Origin of the sequence: Maribacter spongiicola (assembly GCF_004364165.1) — a bacterium.
In the GTDB taxonomy this organism is placed as follows: Bacteria; Bacteroidota; Bacteroidia; order Flavobacteriales; family Flavobacteriaceae; genus Maribacter; species Maribacter spongiicola.
The window spans coordinates 1-19,082 of the sequence record NZ_SOAY01000005.1 but is presented as its reverse complement, the minus strand read 5'-3'; the positions used below and the strand labels follow the sequence as shown (position 1 = coordinate 19,082).

The following is a 19,082-nucleotide window of genomic DNA, read 5'->3' as shown; positions in this document are numbered from 1 at the left end:
TGCAGCGCGGCGATGCTCAACACTCCTCGGGAACCTGCGTACGCAGGGTTCACCGATATCGTATTGTACATGTACTGTGTGTACTGCGCGTCTTGCTGGGCATGGCCCATGAAGAGTCCCGCTACGGTAATTATAATGGTCAGTAAATATTTGTTCATCGTATCTATTTTAAGGGGAATTTTTTATCTGTTGATGTATAGGTAACCGGACTTGGTAAGGTTATTACCCTCTTTATCGTACTTGATCACATAGAAGTACACACCGACCGGCAATTCTGAATCTTGGCTTATGGTAGCTCTACCATTTGAAGACCCTCGGAAGGTATTCGTTCTATTATCATAACCGCTCATTTTATAAACGACCACGCCCCATCTGTTATATACCTGCACCGTGTTGTTCGGGAAGGACTCGATATTTTCGATCAAGAACTCATCGTTGGTACCATCGTTATCCGGTGTTATGATTTCATTGGTAACAGCTATTCCGCTGTCCACTACCTCAGCGTTACAACCGGCATCAAGTGTTGGAACTCCGTTCAATGAATCACACGGATTCAATGGATCCGTACCATCTGTTATTTCTTGGCCGTCAGGTATCGTATCGCCATCGGTATCGGCTACATCTGGATCTGTTCCGATTGCGTCTTCCTGGGCAGTCGTCAATCCGTCGCCATCACAATCGCTGTCCGGCAACGCCGTACCTCCAACATGGTCACAATCATCTAAAGGATTTGTTCCGTCCAATACTTCTTGACCGTCTAGGATCGTATCGCCATCGGTATCAGGATTTAGTGAATCTGTACCTAAAGTAATTTCTTCAAAATCGGTTAAGCCGTCACCATCTGTGTCGCACAATCCATTTGCATTATCTGGGTCACATGGATTTAGTGGATCTGAACCGCTGGCAACTTCATTACCATCGGTAACACCATCGCCATCTGTATCAGGATTGTTAGGATCTGTTCCTAAAGAGACCTCCTGATCTGTTGTTAATCCGTCATTGTCACAATCTGCAGCTCCCGTTGGTGTGCCACCTATCGAATCACAAGAATCATTAGGGTCTGTACCATCCAAGGCTTCTTGCCCATCGGATATACCATCACCATCTGTATCAGCTAAATTAGGGTTTGTAATAATACCAGTAGGATTGGCTGGTGTAGATGGATCGTTCACCCCAGTTATTTCTTCGTTATTAGTCAACCCATCATTATCACAATCGCTTGTTCCTAATGGAGTTCCACCAATAGAATCACAATCATCCAATGGGTTAGTATCATCTGTATTTACCTCTTGTCCGTCAGAAATACCATCGTTATCTGAATCATTGTCTCTAGGGTCTGTTCCTAAAGCAACTTCTTCATCGTTGGTAAGACCATCATTGTCACAATCGCTTGTGCCTAGAGGTGTACCTCCATTAGAGTTACAGTCGTCCAGAGGATTACTGCCATCCATGTTTACTTCTTGCCCGTCATTGATACCATCACCATCCGTGTCCGGGTTGTTAGGATCTGTTACAATAGCAATCTCTTGATCATTGGTCAAGCCATCATTATCACAATCTGCAGTTCCAAGTGGCGTACCATTTGTAGAACTACAAGAATCATTAGGATCTGTGCCGTCCAAGGCTTCCTGCCCATCGGAAATTCCATCACCATCCGTGTCTGAATCATTAGGATCCGTTGTTTCACCATTAGGATTTGCTGGCGTAGAAGGGTTGTCAACACCTGTTGTCTCCTCTCCATAGGTTAATCCATCACCATCGCAATCACTAGTAGCCACAGGCTGCCAATCTGGATTTGACATTGGAATACAAGGATCATTAGGAGCAGGATCATCTACATCACAAATATTATCGCCATCCGTATCAACACAGGTTGGAATGGATATGAAAACCGTTGCTGTTGCACATACTGTACCATTACAAACTTCATAGGTTACAGTAACCGTTGAGTTGTCTTCAGCGGCAATTGCTATATAGGTTAGTTCTCCTGTAATAGGGTCAAAAGTAACCGTACCTGCAGCGGTACCACCTGTAATTGTTACCGTACTACCAATTAGGAAGTCATCATTGAATAAAATATTCAATGTTTTAGGTACACCAACATCTGCTGTAGTATTGTCGTCAACTGCCGTTGCTACTGTTGGGTTAGGGTCCGTTCCGTTAGGATTACCGTCACCATCACAATCACTGGTTGCCAAAGGTGTTCCTCCAATAGATTCACAATCGTTGTTTGGATCTGTACCGTCTATAGCCTCCTGGCCATCGTTGATGCCATCGCCGTCAGTATCGGCATCGCGAGGATCTGTTGTGTTACCATTCGGATTTGCCGGAGTTGAAGGATCATCTACACCTGTAGTTTCCTCATCGTTTGTTAATCCGTCGTTATCACAATCACTTGCTCCTAATGGTGTTCCACCAAATGAACTACAATCATTATTAGGGTCCGTGCCATCTAAAGCTTCTTGTCCATCAGATATACCGTCACCATCTGTATCTACTAGATTAGGGTCTGTTGTATTTCCATTTGGATTCGCTGGGGTCGAAGGATCATCTACACCTGTAGTTTCTTCATCTTTCGTCAATCCATCATTATCACAGTCACTCGTTCCAAGAGGTGTTCCACCAACAGAATCGCAATCATCGTTTGGATTAGTGCCATCTAAAGCCTCTTGCCCATCAGAGATACCATCACCATCTGTATCATTTATATTTGGATTAGTACTGTTTCCATTGGGATTTGCAGGAGTGGTAGGATCATCTACACCTGTCGTTTCTTCATCATAAGTTAATCCATCATTGTCGCAATCACTTGTTCCAATAGGCGTACCACCGATAGAACTACAAGAATCATTAGGGTTTGTACCATCTAAAGCTTCTTGACCATCAGATATACCATCACCATCTGTATCTACTAGATTAGGATCAGTTGTATTACCGTTAGGATTAGCCGGAGTTGAAGGGTCATCTATACCTGTAGTTTCCTCATCATTGGTTAAACCATCGTTATCACAGTCACTGTTTCCAAGTGGTGTACCACCAACAGAATCACAGTCATTATTAGGGTCTGTACCATCTAAGGCTTCCTGCCCGTCTGAGATTCCATCACCATCCGTATCATCATCCATTGGATCTGTAGTTTCACCATTAGGATTTGCCGGAGTTGAAGGGTCATCTACACCAGTAGTTTCTTCATCGTATGTTAATCCGTCCCCATCACAATCACTTGTTCCTACTGGTAACCAATTAGGATCGCTCATAGGAGCACAAGGGTCATTGGGCGCCGTGTCATCTACATCACATATATTATCACCATCTGTATCTACACATGATGGTATGGTAATATTGACCGTAGCATTTGCACATACGGTACCGTTACATACTTGGTAGGTTACGGTGACCGTATTATTATCTTCTGCAGCAGTTGCTACATATGTTAATTCACCTGTAGCTTGGTTTAACGTTATTGTGCCAGCAGACGTTCCACCGGTTATCGTTATAGTACTTCCCGCTGCAAAATCGTCGTTAAATAGAATATTTATAGTTTTTGCAATACCAACATCTGCCGTGGTATTGTCATCAACTGCAGTTGCAACTGTTGGGTTAGGGTCTGTGCCGTTAGGATTACCGTCACCATCACAATCACTCGTAGCTAAAGGAGTTCCTCCAACAGATTCACAATCGTTATTAGGGTCTGTGCCGTCTAAGGCTTCCTGCCCATCGGAGATGCCATCACCATCGGTATCTGTTACATTTGGATTTGTTGTATTTCCGTTTGGATTAGCTGGGGTAGAAGGATCATCTACACCTGTCGTTTCTTCATCGTTAGTTAATCCGTCATTGTCACAATCTGCTGTTCCAAGTGGTGTACCACCTATAGAACTACAAGAATCATTAGGATCTGTTCCATCTAAGGCTTCTTGACTATCTGAAATTCCGTCACTATCAGTATCTACTACGTTAGGGTCTGTTGTATTTCCGTTAGGATTTGCCGGAGTTGATGGATCATCTACACCTGTAGTTTCTTCATCATTAGTTAAACCGTCGTTATCACAATCGGCAGTTCCAAGTGGTGTACCACCTATAGAGCTACAAGAATCATTAGGGTCTGTACCATCCAAGGCTTCTTGACCATCTGAAATTCCGTCACCATCGGTATCTACTACATTTGGATCTGTCGTATTTCCGTTCGGATTAGCTGGAGTTGAAGGATCATCTACGCCTGTTGTTTCTTCGTCGTTCGTTAAACCGTCATTATCACAATCGGCAGTTCCAAGTGGCGTACCACCTATAGAGCTACAAGAATCGTTAGGGTCTGTACCATCTAAGGCTTCTTGACCATCGGAGATACCATCACCGTCGGTGTCTTCATTTGTGGGGTCTGTTGTTTCTCCGTTTGGATTTGCTGGGGTAGAAGGGTCATCTACGCCTGTTGTTTCCTCTTCATTTGTTAGTCCATCACCATCATCATCGCAAGCACCGCTTGTTACAGTATCATCTGTTGAACTTGTGCTTGACTGCCCTGTGCCTGCAACTAAAGGTATTCCTGTATTTGGGTCAACTCCCCCCGTTAGTCTTCCATTGGCATCAATATCATCCAAACCAAAACCGCCATCACCTTCTAAGGCGTCTGGGCAGCCATCGCCGTCTGAATCGTTATTTAAAACATTTGGAATATTGTTGGTATTGCTATCACATCCCAATAAAGTAAGATTAACATTATCGATACCAATATCATTACCGGCACTACCATTTGATTGTGAATTTAAGATTACGAAGTTTGATAGATTGGTAGTCGCGGTAAATCTGACCTCAATCGTTCTCCAAATATCATCATTTAATACACCTAAACCAGAAGAATTTACCGATGCTATAATCACATTAGTGGCATCTTCAACATTAAGACTAAGGATTGGAAGATCCCCACAATTTTCGCATAGACCAGCTAAAGCTATCTGAAAAACATAATCTTGCCCTATTTGAGTGTTCAACGAATTGATGCGATATATTTCAGACGGGATAGGAATCGACGAATCCACATTGACTACCAAATACCTTCCGTTGGTATCACCACTGGCATCAACATTGCCATTTATATTGGTTCTGTTGTAAAATTGTAATCCAGGATTGGAAGAATTAGCTACAGCATAAAAACCGTCTCCCACGGCACCTGAAGCCCTGTAGCCATGGTTAACTACATTTGCATCACTTGCTCTGGTTGAACCAAAACCAAAATTATTATTGTATATTTCTTGTACAAGAATTTTACTTGGAGTTGGGCAATTTTGATTTTCATCAGTATCCAAAATACCGTCATTATCATCATCTTGATCACAGCCATCTGGCACACCATCTAAATCATTATCTAAGCTATCGTCAAAACCTTCGCATATGTCTGTTGCATTTGGTACACCATCACCATCACAATCACTTGTTGGGAGCGGTGTGCCACCAACGGAACTACAGTCATTTAAAGGATCTGTTCCGTCAATTGCTTCTTGAGCATCACTGATACCGTCATTATCATCATCTGGATCAGTATTATCAGGATCTCCATCCCCATCAGCATCGCTAAAAATAGTTACCTCTTCATCTAAATCATCTGTAATAGTATTTACTTCGGTTGCAAATTCATCAAAAGTAGCCGATATGGTATTGGTCACAGTAATATCAGCAGGAACATCATTTGCCGTAGCAACTATGTCAAGTGTGAATAACTGACCTCTTTGCATGGTGCCTATCGTCCAATCTGGAGAAGACCATGCACCAGAACTAGGTGTTGCACTGACCAAGGTAAATTCTGTAGGTAATATATCTGTAATGACTAAGTTATTAATCGCACTAAAACCTAAATATTCCGCAGTGATCGTAAACGTAACATCATTACCGGCAACAATAGGATCAACATCGTCTATTTTGGTCAATACCAATTCTGGTGCACAACTATATACCGATAGTATGGCAGAATCATAGGTGCAACCACCTTTGGTTACCCTTACAAAATAGTCTCCAGGGGTATCCGGGGTAAATGAACTATTGGTTTCACTTGCAATTATAGCACCATTTTTAAACCATTGATAGGCATCAAAACCACCTGTGGCTTCAAAAACATCTGCAGGCAGACAACCGCCACCTGTAACGTCGAGTTCTACAACCGGAACTGTATCAAAACCAGAAAAATAACCAGCTATACCTGCATTGTTATTTGCGCCTAAAAACCCAACGGCGATTGGTCCTGTAGAATTAACGGATACATTACCTATAAGTCCAGTGACAAAAAATGTTTTCCATTCTGTTGTTCCCGCAACTGGTGTAGATGCCGGTAAAGCTACATTCCCAGTACCATCTGTTACAGTAATATTACCATCTGGTGTAGTTGTAGAAGCAACTATAGTTACACCACCATTAAAGTTTAACCCAGCTACATCTTGTATGTTTGGAATATTACTTAAGATACTTGGTAATAAACAATTTACAGGTGCTATAAAATTAAGACCTAACGTCTGTATACCAGAGGCACCGGTTAAACATTGGTAGGCATAAGCCTCCTTGGAAGTGGTGACAAACATGTTCGCACCTGCCGTATTTGAGGAAAAGTTACTGCCCGGGACTTCAAAATATTCTCCATTGTTTATTGTTGCAATTGGGGTTGCTGAACCATTAACAAAAATCTGGGTATTATTTTGTGTTCCTATTATGATTGGAAATTCGGTTTGATTGTCTGCTTGTCCATTTCCACGAATAAACACATATTCCCTACCCAAAACATTTTCTGGTACAGGTTGGTCAATTGCAGCATCTCTAGAGGCGGAACCACTATTAACACCAACGTTAAGACCGCCATTACTGATTACAATTTTCTTGTCCGACTTTATCGATGCTCCCAACCAACCGTCAACATTAGCTGCTGTTTGGTTTTTTACAGCTTCTAATACATAAGATTGACCAGCGTTCAATGTAATCTGGATGGCATCTGCTGTAAGCCCACCTTGGCTTGCACCTAATCTAAATTCACAATTAGTATCGTAACCAAAAATATCTACAATAGTATTATCCTCGGTTGCCATAATACCCAAGGTAGTGTTAAGGTTAGCATCATTGGCCCTATTAGGAATGCCTCCCCATTTAAAACTATTTCCAGCGGCTGCTTTACCCTTAGAAGTTAGGGATGTTCCTTGAGCGCCTGATCGCCCTCTATAATTTACATAAAATTTTTCGCCACCCGGAGCTTCAAAACGAAGTCCGCTATTGCTAAGAATAATACCAGTATTAATATTGTCAACAAGACTTATATTATTATTACCATCAGAAACATTATACTGCCCAGGTGTTATATTTGAAATAGACAAGGTAGCAACAGGAGTAGCACCAGTACCTTGATATACATCTACATTGAAAGCCGTTGCTTCTGGAGTAGAAAGATAAAATGCTTGTTGAACAATTGCCTGATTATTAGAAACCTGTTTTAATGGCGGCAAATAATGAACATCGCTTAACTGGGCGTAAGATTCGATAATAGCTAAAAGTATGAATACCAAGCTGAAAACGGTTTTCTTGATTTTAAGATTTTTGATATTCATATTTATAATTTTGATGTCATTTTTTGGTCTAAAAATAATCTGATAAAATTTTTTAAAATGATATAATTGGATAAGATATTTTTGACTATATCATTAAATGTAAGCATCAATTGACGTGTTAAAAAACTCGATTTTAAGGGGAATATCATATCGGGGATGGGTTATTAAAAAATAAGTTGTTTCCCTTTAACTTTCGACAGATAAGGATTACAAAATATTTGTTATTATCCCAAAATTAGTTGAACATTAAATTTTAACATATTTTATGTTGTAAAATGAAGATAGTTGTATGGGAAACCACCAATTTTGTAGGTGAGATTATATATTTTTTTTAGCTTTTCATCGATGAAGTCAAGTATACCAGTCGTTTCGAGAGCATCTTTTATATAGGTAAAATGACCTAAACTAATAATTATAGCCAAAAGGCAATGACAATAGGTCTTACAAGCCAAGTTAACATATTTTAAAAATCACCATAATCTTTGTCAACAAGTGAAAAAATCAGGCGGAGGTCAAATTGGTCAACCAGAAATTCCTACAAAAAAAAACGATTCCTATTTTAATATTTTAGCTGTTTATTTCAACATCTTTCCTACCGCAAAAATGGCAATAGATTTTAAGAAAAATTTACCCTCCAAAATATGGCAATAAATTATCACCCTTAGACCAGTAAAAAATGCTTACACATAAAACAAATGGCAAAGATTTACAGGTTCGTAATTTTCTTTGTTCCTAAATATTACTGATCTTTATAGTAGATTACAAATGCTATTTGGTATGACAACAGCAGAAGAGAAATTAAAAGAGCGTGTAAAAGAACTCACCTGTCTTTATGAAGTTACTTCTATAATAGTAAATTCTGATTATGACCAATTAGAAACCTCCTTAGAAGCCATCGTATATTGCCTAAAAAGGGCATGGCAGTTCGAAACTGTAACCGAAGCCTTTTTAAAAGTAGGCGATTACCAAGTACATACCGATGATTTCACTCATGACATGGTCATGCTAGTTTCAAAAATAAAAGTCTTTAATAAGATAGAAGGTGAAATTTTAGTCGGCTATCCCTCTTCAACACATACTCCTAGCGATTTTTTAGAGGAAGAACAAACCTTATTAAATAATGTAGCCTTAGATGTTGGTAATCTTATTGAACGTAAACAGATTCGCGATAGTGAAGCCATTACCAGAAGACAGATGGAACGTAGAGACCGTTTGCATATTCTTGGTGAAATTACAGCTGGTATAGCTCATGAATTGAACACCCCCCTAGCTAACATACTCGGATTTGCAGAATTACTGAAAGATAAAATTACCGACAAAGAGACTGTTAGAGACCTAGAAAAAATAATGGACAGTGCTATTTTCAGCAGAGAAATTGTAAAAAAGCTCATGTTTTTTGCTTGTGAAATGCCACAAGAAATGAAAAAGGTACAATTTATACCTATTGTTACCAATGTCATAAAACTGCTTGAACCCTCTTTAAGATCTAAGAACTTGAAGATGATCAAAGCTTTTGACACTGAAAAAATAGCACTCAAAGCAGACACGGTTCAGTTAACTCAAGTATTATTTAATCTGATTATGAATGCTATTTACTACTCCCCTGAACTTGGTACCATTACTGTTGGTATTGTAGAAACCGATAATCATATAAGTATTAAGATTTTAGACGAAGGCAATGGTATACCTACCGAATTAGAAGACAAAGTCTTTGAACCTTTTTTTACTACAAAACCTATTGGCGAGGGTTCTGGCTTGGGTCTTAGCGTTGTACACGGAATTATTACCAGCCATAAAGGTAAATTAGAACACAAACCAAATACACCGAAAGGAACTATATTTACGGTCGACTTTCCTAAATTAAACTAATGGATCTGCGCAAAGAGAACATTCTTATTGTTGATGATGATATTGATATTTTAGAGCTTTTACAAAGGCATCTACAGTCGATGGATTATCATACCTATAAAGCCGTTTCTGTAAAAGAAGCGTTGTTTATACTTAAAGACACGTTCATTGATTTGCTAATTACCGACATACAAATGCCCGAAATAGACGGACTCCAATTATTGAAGTTCGCAAATGAGCATTATCCTGAAATTCCGAAATTGGTTGTTACCGGTTACCCATCTGTAGAAGGTACTTTAGAAGTGATAAAATCTGGAGCCACAGATTATTTAACAAAACCCTTTACCAAAGCAGAGCTAAAAGAAGCTATTGAAAAGGCACTTACGCAAAATGCATCGCGGAAAAAAGCAAAAAGCACCCAAGTAAAATCTAATGCGAATACGTATTCAGATATGGTAGGTGCATCTGAGGCATTTAAAAAGGTAACCAATATTATTGAACGCGTAAAAGATAATAAGGCTACAGTAATAGTTACAGGTGAAAGTGGTACGGGTAAAGAATTGGTTGCAAGGGCTATTCATTATTCAGGTAAGTTTTCTAGAGAGCCGTTCATTGCCGTTAACTGCGCAGCAATACCAGAAAATCTTCAAGAAGCAGAGCTATTCGGGTATGTGAAAGGAGCCTTTACAGGGGCAAATGAAAATAGAAATGGTTTCTTTCAAGCAGCTAAAGGCGGTACTTTGTTTTTAGATGAAATTGGTACAGCATCATTAGCCGTACAGACCAAATTACTGCGCGCACTTCAAGAAAAGGAAATTACCAGGGTAGGCTCACAAAAAATTGAAAAAGTAGATATTCGAATTATTGCTGCTACAAATGCCAACCTAAGAGAAGAAATTAAGAACAATACGTTTAGAGAAGATCTGTATTACAGATTAACTGTAGTAGAAATAAATGTACCTCCCCTACGCGAACGTAAATCTGACATTGCGCTTCTAACTGATAAGTTTCTTCGTAAATACGGAATAGAATTTAAAGATAGATTGCTTCGTATTTCTCCGGAAGCATTACAAATTCTTCAACGTTACAATTGGCCCGGTAACATTAGAGAACTTGAAAATATTATTCAAAGAGCTGTTATCATGTCCGATGGTATTATCGATGTCAAAGACCTGCCAGATTTTTTAAAGTATCAAATTAATTTTTCTGATAATGAGCTGCGTCCGCTTCGTGAAATAGAGCGAGAATATGTTCAGCGTGTTTTAAATCATACAGATGGTAACAAGACCAAAGCAGCCGAAATTCTTCAAATAGATCGCAAAACCTTACGTGAAAAACTAAAATAACACCGAGTAATTTCTCCCCAACTGAGGAATAAATCCCCAATTAAAATACTTTTCCAAAAATAAAATAATTTACTACTAACTAATATTCAATTAGTTACGGTTTTTGGCGCGTTTTCCTTATATCACAGGCATACCAATTGCTATATAGACCATGAAAAAGATATCTGTTTCTAAAACTAGTACATATAGACCGTAATCTATATTCAAAGCGACTAGTAAAAGAAAGAGAACGTGGAATCTTAAATAGCGATAAATGAAGTACGGCAGTCTGGTTTTTGAAGAAAATGAATTCTTGATAATTAAAAAATATCAAGAAGAGAATGTAACTATTGAAGACTATGCACACAAAAATGTGTTAGAGATTCTTGGTCAACACATGACTATAGCCATGCGTTTAAATGCAGAAGATATTCCGTTCGACATCATTACTATTAACTCGTTTATAAAAGTTAGCGGCGCTTCTGGTATTCGCCAAACATTTCAAATAGTATCTCCAAGTGAAGTTGATATAAAACAGAATAAAATTTCTGTTATCAGCAGTTTAGGTGCTTCAGTTATTGGGCGCGCCGTAGGAGATAAAATTTCTTATGGATTACCTGGTGACCGCGTGTCTTTAGTCATCACAAAAGTTACCCAACCAAACTCAGCCAACAAAAACACTACTGAAATTCTTAAGACCAAAAAAGAAACAATTCACTAATTCTAAATTATTCAGTTATGATCAAATACGCAATTACCCTATTATTTTCAGTAAGTCTATTAAACGCACAAAGCAACGACACAAGCCAAACCGAGGTTAATGTTGGTGATGTTTTTGAAATAGGAAAACCTGAAACGAACAAATACAAACACATAGATTTTCCGAGAGAAAACTTCATTATTAAACGCGGCGGAATTGCCAATTATAGGCGTGCCCAAGGCGAAGAAGTTGTGGTTACTGCCGTTAAAGAAAAAAAAGATGGTACCACAGAAATTAAAATAAAAAGAAATGATGGTGGTCGTTTTTTCGGTAGCCATACTGTAGTAACTGCAGACTTTAACGAAGCGATTACGTCTGGCGAATTACAGGCTTTATAATTTTTTTTTAGTTGATTGATAATCCACTTGGTCTCTATAAATAAGTTGGCTGATTTATTAAGAAACAACCAAGTGGATTTCCTAATAAAATTCTACGTCTAAACAAAACAAAACCCATGTTTACAAAACTTAAAACACCGCAAAGATTGCATACTGGCTTTATATTGGCCATCGCATTTTTATTGGTTTTGGGTTCTAATAGATTGTACCATAGACATTTTTCTACCCTACAGAACACGGTTAACTCTGTTTATGAAGACCGGGTTAAAGTTCAAGGTTACATCTATCAATTAAATAACATCTTTCATTCTAAAAGACTTCGGTTCATTACTGAAGATGATTTTACTTCAGTTGCAAACGAAAATGAAAAAGTAGAAAAATTACTTACTCAATTTGCACTTACAGAACTAACTACAAAAGAATATAGTGCAATGAATGAATTGAACACACAATTTCAAAAGCTTAAAATATTTGAAAACAAGCTATTGGAATCTCCAGATGATCTTAGCAATGGGGTTACCATTTTATCACTACAAACACTTAAGGAAATAGATAAAAAATTAGATGTACTGGCAACCATACAATTAGAAGAAAGCAAGCAAATGACACAGCTATCCAATAAAGCTTTAGAGAGCAACTTGCTCATGTCTAAGCTTTCACTCGGCTTTTTAATACTTATCGGGCTAGCGCTATTGTCATTAATTTTTTATCCCTTAAAAAGAAAACAACCCGTCCTCAATTGAGGAATAATTAAATACATCTTACTATGAGCTCGATGAAAAATTATATTCGTAGCATATGCTCTACCTGTACTTATATGGCATATTGCTCATTAACAAAAGATAAGAACTCCATTTTTTCATGTAGCGACTATGTGCATGTTTTGGATATTACCAATGAACCAACATTGATCATTTCTAATGAAATGGCAAGTAAAGAATTTGAAAGAGAATTAGTCTTAAACTACATATAATGATAGCAAAAGTAGCATCTAAAAAAGCACCTAAACAAGGTATGCTTGAAAACGTAATGCGACAATTTGATAATGCCGCAGACATTATTGACCTAAACACCAATATTAGAAAAATATTAGAGGTGACCAATAATGAAATAGTTGTTCATTTTCCTGTGCGGATGGATAATGGTGAGGTTGAAATTTTTACCGGCTACCGTGTTCAGCATAACAATGCATTGGGTCCCTACAAAGGTGGTCTTCGTTACCACCCAACAGTTGATATCGATGCAGCAAAAGCATTGGCAATGTGGATGACCTGGAAAACTTCTTTGGCGGGTTTACCCTATGGTGGCGCTAAGGGCGGAATTCAATTAGACCCTAACAAATATTCAGATACAGAGTTAGAGCGCATCACTAGAAGATTCACCTATGCATTAGGAGATAATATTGGACCGGAGTTAGATATTCCTGCTCCCGATGTTAATACCAATCCGCAGACGATGGCTTGGATCCTTGATACATATATGTCTACCAAATCGCCTGCAGAACGATCTACCAATATGCATGTAGTTACTGGTAAACCTATAGGTGCCGGTGGCTCAAAAGGTCGAGACAGAGCTACTGGTTTCGGCGTATTTCTAACCATTAAATTTTGGGCAGAAAGTCATAATGTAGATTTAAAGGACAAAAAATTTATTGTACAAGGTTTCGGTAATGTTGGGTATTGGGCTGCCTATTTCTTAGTTAACGAAGGCGCTATTTTAACAGCAGTGCAAGATGCCTATGGCAGTATTGCAAATGAAGAAGGTATCAATGTTGATCAACTATTCGATTATCAAAAAGGTAATAAAGGTAGCATTCTTGGATATGCAAAGGCAAGAACAATAGATAGTAAAGATTTCTTTTCCTTAGACTGCGATATCTGTATACCTGCAGCCTTAGGTAACCAGATTACTCCTAAAAATGCCCATAAGTTAAAAGCATATTTAATTGCCGAAGGTGCCAACGGACCAACAGATGTAGATGCCGAAGAAATTCTTTTGAAAAAAGGTATCGATATTATACCAGATATTCTATGCAACTCTGGCGGAGTAATAGGTAGTTATTTCGAGTGGTTACAAAACCGTAACGGCGAAATATGGTCTTTAGATGAAGTGATGGAAAAATTAGAAAAGAAAATGAAAGAGTCTTTCACCACCGTTATAGAAACCTCGAAAAAAAGAAATGTAGATATGCGTACTGCAGCATTTATAATTGCGATTGAGCGATTAGAAGAGGCGTATGTTCAACGTGGTATTTTCCCTTGATCAATTAAAAACGATTTATAACAAAGAATAAAGGATAAATAGTACCAAATAGGGCGCGGTCGAAATTATGTTTAGAAAGTTAGCTACCTTTCTCGACCTCGCTCATATGGGTACCATTAGTTTTCAGCGCCTTTATCTCAAAAAATACAATTAGAAAATGAAGTACGGAAATCTAGTTATAGAGAAAAAAGAATATGTGGTACTTAAGCGATTAATGAATTTATCTGGGTATTACAAAGATGATACATTACGTAAATCTGTACAAAAACTGGTAGGTGAAATGGAAACTGCCATTATTAAAGATGAGCTAGAGATGTATGCCGATGTTATTCGATTTAACACCACCATTACTATTACATCTGAGAACGGATGGCACAAAAAATTTAGATTGGTAATGCCTACCGATAGTGATATAAAAAACGACAAAATATCTATACTAACCCCTATGGGTGCTGCTGTAATGGGCTATAGCGAAGGTGACACCATTATATGGGATTTTCCATCAGGTGAACAAAAACTAGTTATTGAAAAAGTAGAACAAGAGAATGAACATATGAATTTAAATATGGTACTATGATCGCATCTAGACATTTCTATCCGCATGAATCTGATAAAAAGATTATGGTAAAAAAGGATCGATTAGAAATTAATAATTGGACAGATGAACTCGAGTATTTAAATAAGGAGTTAGACTATTATTTAGACATTGAAGATAGTATGATCCACAGTTCAAAACTGTACCAAGAGTTACATGGTGTTCGTAGAGAAAGTGCGCTGTTATTGGCAGCATTATATCGTTACGAAAGCACACTTGGCAAAGCCATTGAATGTGATACGGTAGATTGTGATGCCTACTATTTAAATCATCATGAAAAGAAAAGAGATACCTACATCGCTTTTATTCAAAATTATAGGAATCTAAAAATCAAGGTATTATCTCAAATTCTATTAAAGGCAAGTAAGTAAAGTGAACAACACAGATTTATAATCGACCCTAAAACAATCAAAATTTATAGGGTTAAAAATCAAATCGTCATGGATAACAGCATACTATTACCAACAGATTTTTCAAAGAACTCATGGTTAGCCATACAGTATGCTATAAAACTTTTTGAAGATAAAAAATGCACATTTTACATTTTGAATGCCTATTCTAAAGAAACCCATGGCTTAGATAGTTTAACATTATTAAATCCCGATGAAGCTTTTAATAATTTGTCTGAATTAAGATCAAGACAATGCTTGGGTGATATATTAATAAAGTTATCAAGATTAAAAAATAATAAAAATCACAAATTTCACCTAGTATCAGAATCTACCCTTTTATTGAGTGCCGTTAAAAACTTGAATAAAGAAATTCAATTTAATATGATTGTTATGGGTGCAAGAGGCATGGGTAACAAGAAAGGAAAATCATATGGTAAAAACACCTTAGAAATTTTAAAGCATATTAGAAAATGTCCGGTTCTGGTAGTTCCCACGAAAGTCGATTTCAGTCACCCTAAAGAAATTGTATTGACTACTAATTTCAATACTAAAATTAAATCATCAGAAATCAAATATTTGGTTGAAATAGCAAAACTAAGTAATGCCAGTATTCAAGTTTTAAGCCTGTCACCAACACATAAATTGAGTTTTGAACAAAAGAGGAACAAAGTATTTATTCGTACACAACTAAAAGAAGTAGCCTATAACTTTAATTCGCTTAAAAATGTAAAAATGGCAATAGCTTTAAGCTGCTTTGTTGAAATTAGAAATTCTAATATGATCAGCTTCATTGATAAAAAACCTTCTTTTTTAGAACGACTTGGTTTTGGGCAACTATCACTTAGTAAGCTTGGGTATTATGCCGATGTACCTGTTTTGGCACTTCATTCGAAATAAGCTTTTTACTATCACTCTTATCGTTTCTGGAAGTCACATATCGTACCTTTGTATGGTAAAATGAACAAGGACAATGAACGACAATTTTCACAGAATACTATATAACTACCTTATAGAAACCGGACTAAGCGAAAATGTTGCAGCGTATGTAAACCTTGCCATTTTAATGGTAGGTGCATTGGTACTAGCCTGGTTTTTAGATTTGATCATCTGGAAGGTGTTACGATCTGTATCGCTTAAATTAGCCCGAAAATCTAAAACCAATTTCGATAATTTTCTCGTCGCCAATAGAGTTCCGAGATATGTAGCGCATATTATTCCGTTAAGCATTTTGGTAGAATTAGTACCGTTTGGTTTCATTGGGTTCGATTATGGAGCCCAAATCACATTAAAATTTCTAAATGTACTCTTTGTAATACTTACGCTCTACGTTGTAAAAAGTGTATTTCGAAGTATTAACGATTACCTTAAAACAAAACCACGGTTTAGAGATAAACCCATGGGTAGCTACATACAGGTATTTATGATCTTCGCCTGGGTAGTGGGTATTTTCACCATTTTCGCAATTATAACAGAAATACAGGTTTGGAAGTTTTTTACCGCCCTTGGTGCAGGGTCTGCAGTAATACTATTAATATTTAAAGATTCTATTCTTGGTTTGGTCGCAAGCATACAAGTGAGTATCAATGATATGGTTCGTATTGGCGATTGGATCAGTTTTGACAAATTCGGTGCCGATGGCAATGTGGTCGAAATATCGCTTGCAACTGTAAAAGTCCAAAATTTTGATAATACCATAACCACAATACCAACCTATGCGTTAATCTCAGATTCTTTTAAAAACTGGCGCGGAATGCAAGAATCTGGCGGAAGACGTATGAAACGAGCTTTGATTATTAGTCAAAAAAGTATTCGTTTTCTTTCGGAAACTGATGTATTAGAATTTCAAAAAATACAACTCATTCAGCCTTACCTTATAACACGTAGCGAGCAGATCAGCACTTATAATACAGCGAATAATATTAATAAAGACCTAGCCATAAATGGTCGGAATTTGACCAATATTGGTGTGTTCAGAAAATACGTGATCGATTATCTTCAAAACCATTCTGCCGTAAATAAGGGTATGACATTAATGGTGCGCCAATTAGCACCAACGCCGCAAGGTATACCGTTAGAGGTATATGCTTTTAGTTCAGACAAACGTTGGGAGAATTACGAGTATGTAATGGCTGATATTTTTGACCACCTACTAGCTGCCCTACCCTATTTTCAATTGCAGGTATATGAAATACCGGTGGGTGTAGCGACTACGTCTTCAGATTAGGATTTATATAGGCAGAAGGTTATTACTATGCTTATGTTAATTCGTTCCATATAGAAAAACCTCTTCACCGAGCGAATCAAATAAAATTCAGTTATTTGCCTTAAAGAATATTCATGAAATTGAAGATTGATAAGTTTGTCTTTTTTATAATTATTGCCATAATATTGGCTTACCTATTTCCACAATGGGGAACACAAGAAAGTAAACTTCCGTTAAACGCAATTAGTAGCATAGGTATTTCACTAATTTTCTTTTTTTACGGACTCAAGTTAAGTCCCGAAAAACTAAAACAAGGACTCAAAAATTGGAAATTACATCTATTAGTGCAGGGAGCTACTTTTTTACTTTTCCCTTTATTGGTTTTACTGCTTCATCCATTAATTCAAAATGAAGAACAAGAAAACATTTGGTTGGGATTCTTTTTTTTGGCTGCATTACCATCTACAGTTTCATCTTCAGTTCTTATGGTCTCGCTGGCAAAAGGGAATATACCAGCAGCAATATTTAACGCCAGTATTTCTGGTATTATAGGTATTGCCCTTACCCCATTATGGATGGGACTTTTTGTAAGTGATTTACAAACCGACTTCGATTTTACAGAAATTTATATTAAACTAATTGTACAAATAATAATACCAGTAATAATAGGGCTTCTTTTACATCGCTTCTTCGGTTCTTTTGTACAAAAACATAATAACAAAATAACACTGTTCGATAAATCGATAATTCTATTGATTATCTATAAAAGCTTTAGTGAGTCTTTTGAAAAGAATATTTTTAGTGCTGTCTCTATATTAGATTTACTTCTCATATTAATAGGTGTCATATTCTTATTTTCAATTGTATTCTATCTCACCAAATTAATATCAAAAAGACTACATCTTAATAAAGAAGACCAAATTACCGCACAGTTTTGCGGCACTAAAAAATCGCTGGTACACGGTACCGTTTTTTCTAAAATACTATTTGGCAACATGGCATCTATTGGTATTATCTTATTACCGCTCATGTTGTTTCATGCCATACAAATATTGATAATCAGTGTAGTTGCTACAAAATTATCGGTTCGAAAGTTAGAGGAACTTTAGAAGTTCAATTAATTTTACTTCCACTTTTTTAATTATAAAAACAATATGTCAGTTTATCAGAAAGTTGAGGCGTTAGCATCAAAAATATTTAAGAAAAATACCATATTCAGATATGGCTTCAATCTATCGCCGATGTACAAAAGAAGTACCGCGAAATTAATTGAGGTGTCTGAAGATTTATTGCATGTGAAAATAATAGTGCCAATAAGCTACAAGAACAAGAATTACGTCAACTCCATTTTTGGCGGTAGTATGTTCTCAGCGGTTGATCCTATACCTATGATTCAGCTATTAAGCATTATGGGAAACGACTATGTAGTTTGGGATAAATCCGCTGAAATATTTTTTAAAAAACCTGCAAAAGAAAATTTATATGCGGACTTCGATTTTTCTGAGAAAGAAATTGCCGATATAAAAGAGCAAGTAGCCGAAAATAAAGAAATTGATATTATTAAAACAACACAGCTTACCAATAAAGAGAAAACCCAAGTGTTTTGTGAAGTCAAAAAAACAATTTACATAGCTAACAAAGACTATTTTAAACAGAAGCGAAAGAAAAAACATGTGGCTAGTGTTTAGTTGTTGGTTGTTGGTTGTTGGTTGTTGGTTGTTGGTTGTTGGTTGTTGGTTGTTGGTTGTTGGTTGTTGGTTGTTGGTTGTTGGTTGTTGGTTG

15 protein-coding genes are annotated in these 19,082 nt (G+C 37.1%); 13 read left to right on the top strand and 2 right to left on the bottom strand.

Annotated elements, in window-relative coordinates:
- Both CLV90_RS00635 and CLV90_RS00630 read right to left on the bottom strand, forming a co-directional pair.
- The coding region (locus tag CLV90_RS00635; protein ID WP_133685601.1) for a type IX secretion system membrane protein PorP/SprF at nt 1–158 on the bottom strand (158 nt) is incomplete at its 3' end.
- A gap of 24 nt (nt 159–182) precedes the next feature.
- Nucleotides 183–7,577, bottom strand: a complete 7,395-nt coding sequence (locus tag CLV90_RS00630) for a T9SS type B sorting domain-containing protein (protein WP_166638512.1) — start codon at nt 7,575–7,577, stop codon at nt 183–185.
- A 777-nt stretch (nt 7,578–8,354) separates the two neighbouring features.
- On the opposite strand from CLV90_RS00630, the gene CLV90_RS00625 reads away from it, so the two are divergent.
- From CLV90_RS00625 to CLV90_RS00565, 13 genes are all read left to right on the top strand, one after another.
- The gene (locus tag CLV90_RS00625) at nt 8,355–9,446 is read left to right on the top strand and encodes a sensor histidine kinase (protein ID WP_133685600.1); all 1,092 of its coding nucleotides are present in this window, start codon (nt 8,355–8,357) and stop codon (nt 9,444–9,446) included.
- Nucleotides 9,446–10,771, top strand: coding sequence for a sigma-54-dependent transcriptional regulator (locus CLV90_RS00620; protein WP_133685599.1), 1,326 nt, complete (start codon nt 9,446–9,448; stop codon nt 10,769–10,771). Before CLV90_RS00625 ends, CLV90_RS00620 begins: the two co-directional genes overlap by 1 nt.
- 253 nt (nt 10,772–11,024) lie before the next feature.
- Complete coding sequence (locus tag CLV90_RS00615; RefSeq protein ID WP_133685598.1) at nt 11,025–11,471, top strand: GreA/GreB family elongation factor; 447 nt, start codon at nt 11,025–11,027, stop codon at nt 11,469–11,471.
- A gap of 17 nt (nt 11,472–11,488) precedes the next feature.
- Nucleotides 11,489–11,848: a hypothetical protein gene (locus CLV90_RS00610; protein ID WP_133685597.1), complete on the top strand. Its 360-nt coding sequence runs from the start codon at nt 11,489–11,491 to the stop codon at nt 11,846–11,848.
- A gap of 116 nt (nt 11,849–11,964) precedes the next feature.
- Nucleotides 11,965–12,591, top strand: a complete 627-nt coding sequence (locus CLV90_RS00605) for an MCP four helix bundle domain-containing protein (protein ID WP_133685596.1) — start codon at nt 11,965–11,967, stop codon at nt 12,589–12,591.
- A gap of 23 nt (nt 12,592–12,614) precedes the next feature.
- Entirely contained in the window at nt 12,615–12,821 is a 207-nt protein-coding gene (locus CLV90_RS00600; RefSeq protein ID WP_133685595.1) for a hypothetical protein, read from the top strand.
- The gene (locus CLV90_RS00595) at nt 12,821–14,110 is read left to right on the top strand and encodes a Glu/Leu/Phe/Val family dehydrogenase (protein WP_133685594.1); all 1,290 of its coding nucleotides are present in this window, start codon (nt 12,821–12,823) and stop codon (nt 14,108–14,110) included. Before CLV90_RS00600 ends, CLV90_RS00595 begins: the two co-directional genes overlap by 1 nt.
- 157 nt (nt 14,111–14,267) lie before the next feature.
- Nucleotides 14,268–14,687, top strand: coding sequence for a GreA/GreB family elongation factor (locus CLV90_RS00590; protein ID WP_133685593.1), 420 nt, complete (start codon nt 14,268–14,270; stop codon nt 14,685–14,687).
- A complete protein-coding gene (locus CLV90_RS00585; RefSeq protein ID WP_133685592.1) occupies nt 14,684–15,076 on the top strand; it encodes a hypothetical protein in 393 nt (130 codons plus the stop codon). The genes CLV90_RS00590 and CLV90_RS00585 overlap by 4 nt, the downstream gene beginning before the upstream one ends.
- A gap of 69 nt (nt 15,077–15,145) precedes the next feature.
- Nucleotides 15,146–15,994, top strand: a complete 849-nt coding sequence (locus CLV90_RS00580) for a universal stress protein (protein WP_133685591.1) — start codon at nt 15,146–15,148, stop codon at nt 15,992–15,994.
- Between the two features lie 73 nt (nt 15,995–16,067).
- A complete protein-coding gene (locus CLV90_RS00575; RefSeq protein ID WP_133685590.1) occupies nt 16,068–17,321 on the top strand; it encodes a mechanosensitive ion channel family protein in 1,254 nt (417 codons plus the stop codon).
- 113 nt (nt 17,322–17,434) lie between these two features.
- Entirely contained in the window at nt 17,435–18,409 is a 975-nt protein-coding gene (locus CLV90_RS00570) for a bile acid:sodium symporter family protein (protein WP_133685589.1), read from the top strand.
- A 45-nt stretch (nt 18,410–18,454) separates the two neighbouring features.
- Complete coding sequence (locus CLV90_RS00565; protein WP_133685588.1) at nt 18,455–18,988, top strand: PaaI family thioesterase; 534 nt, start codon at nt 18,455–18,457, stop codon at nt 18,986–18,988.
- Nucleotides 18,989–19,082 lie beyond the last annotated feature (94 nt).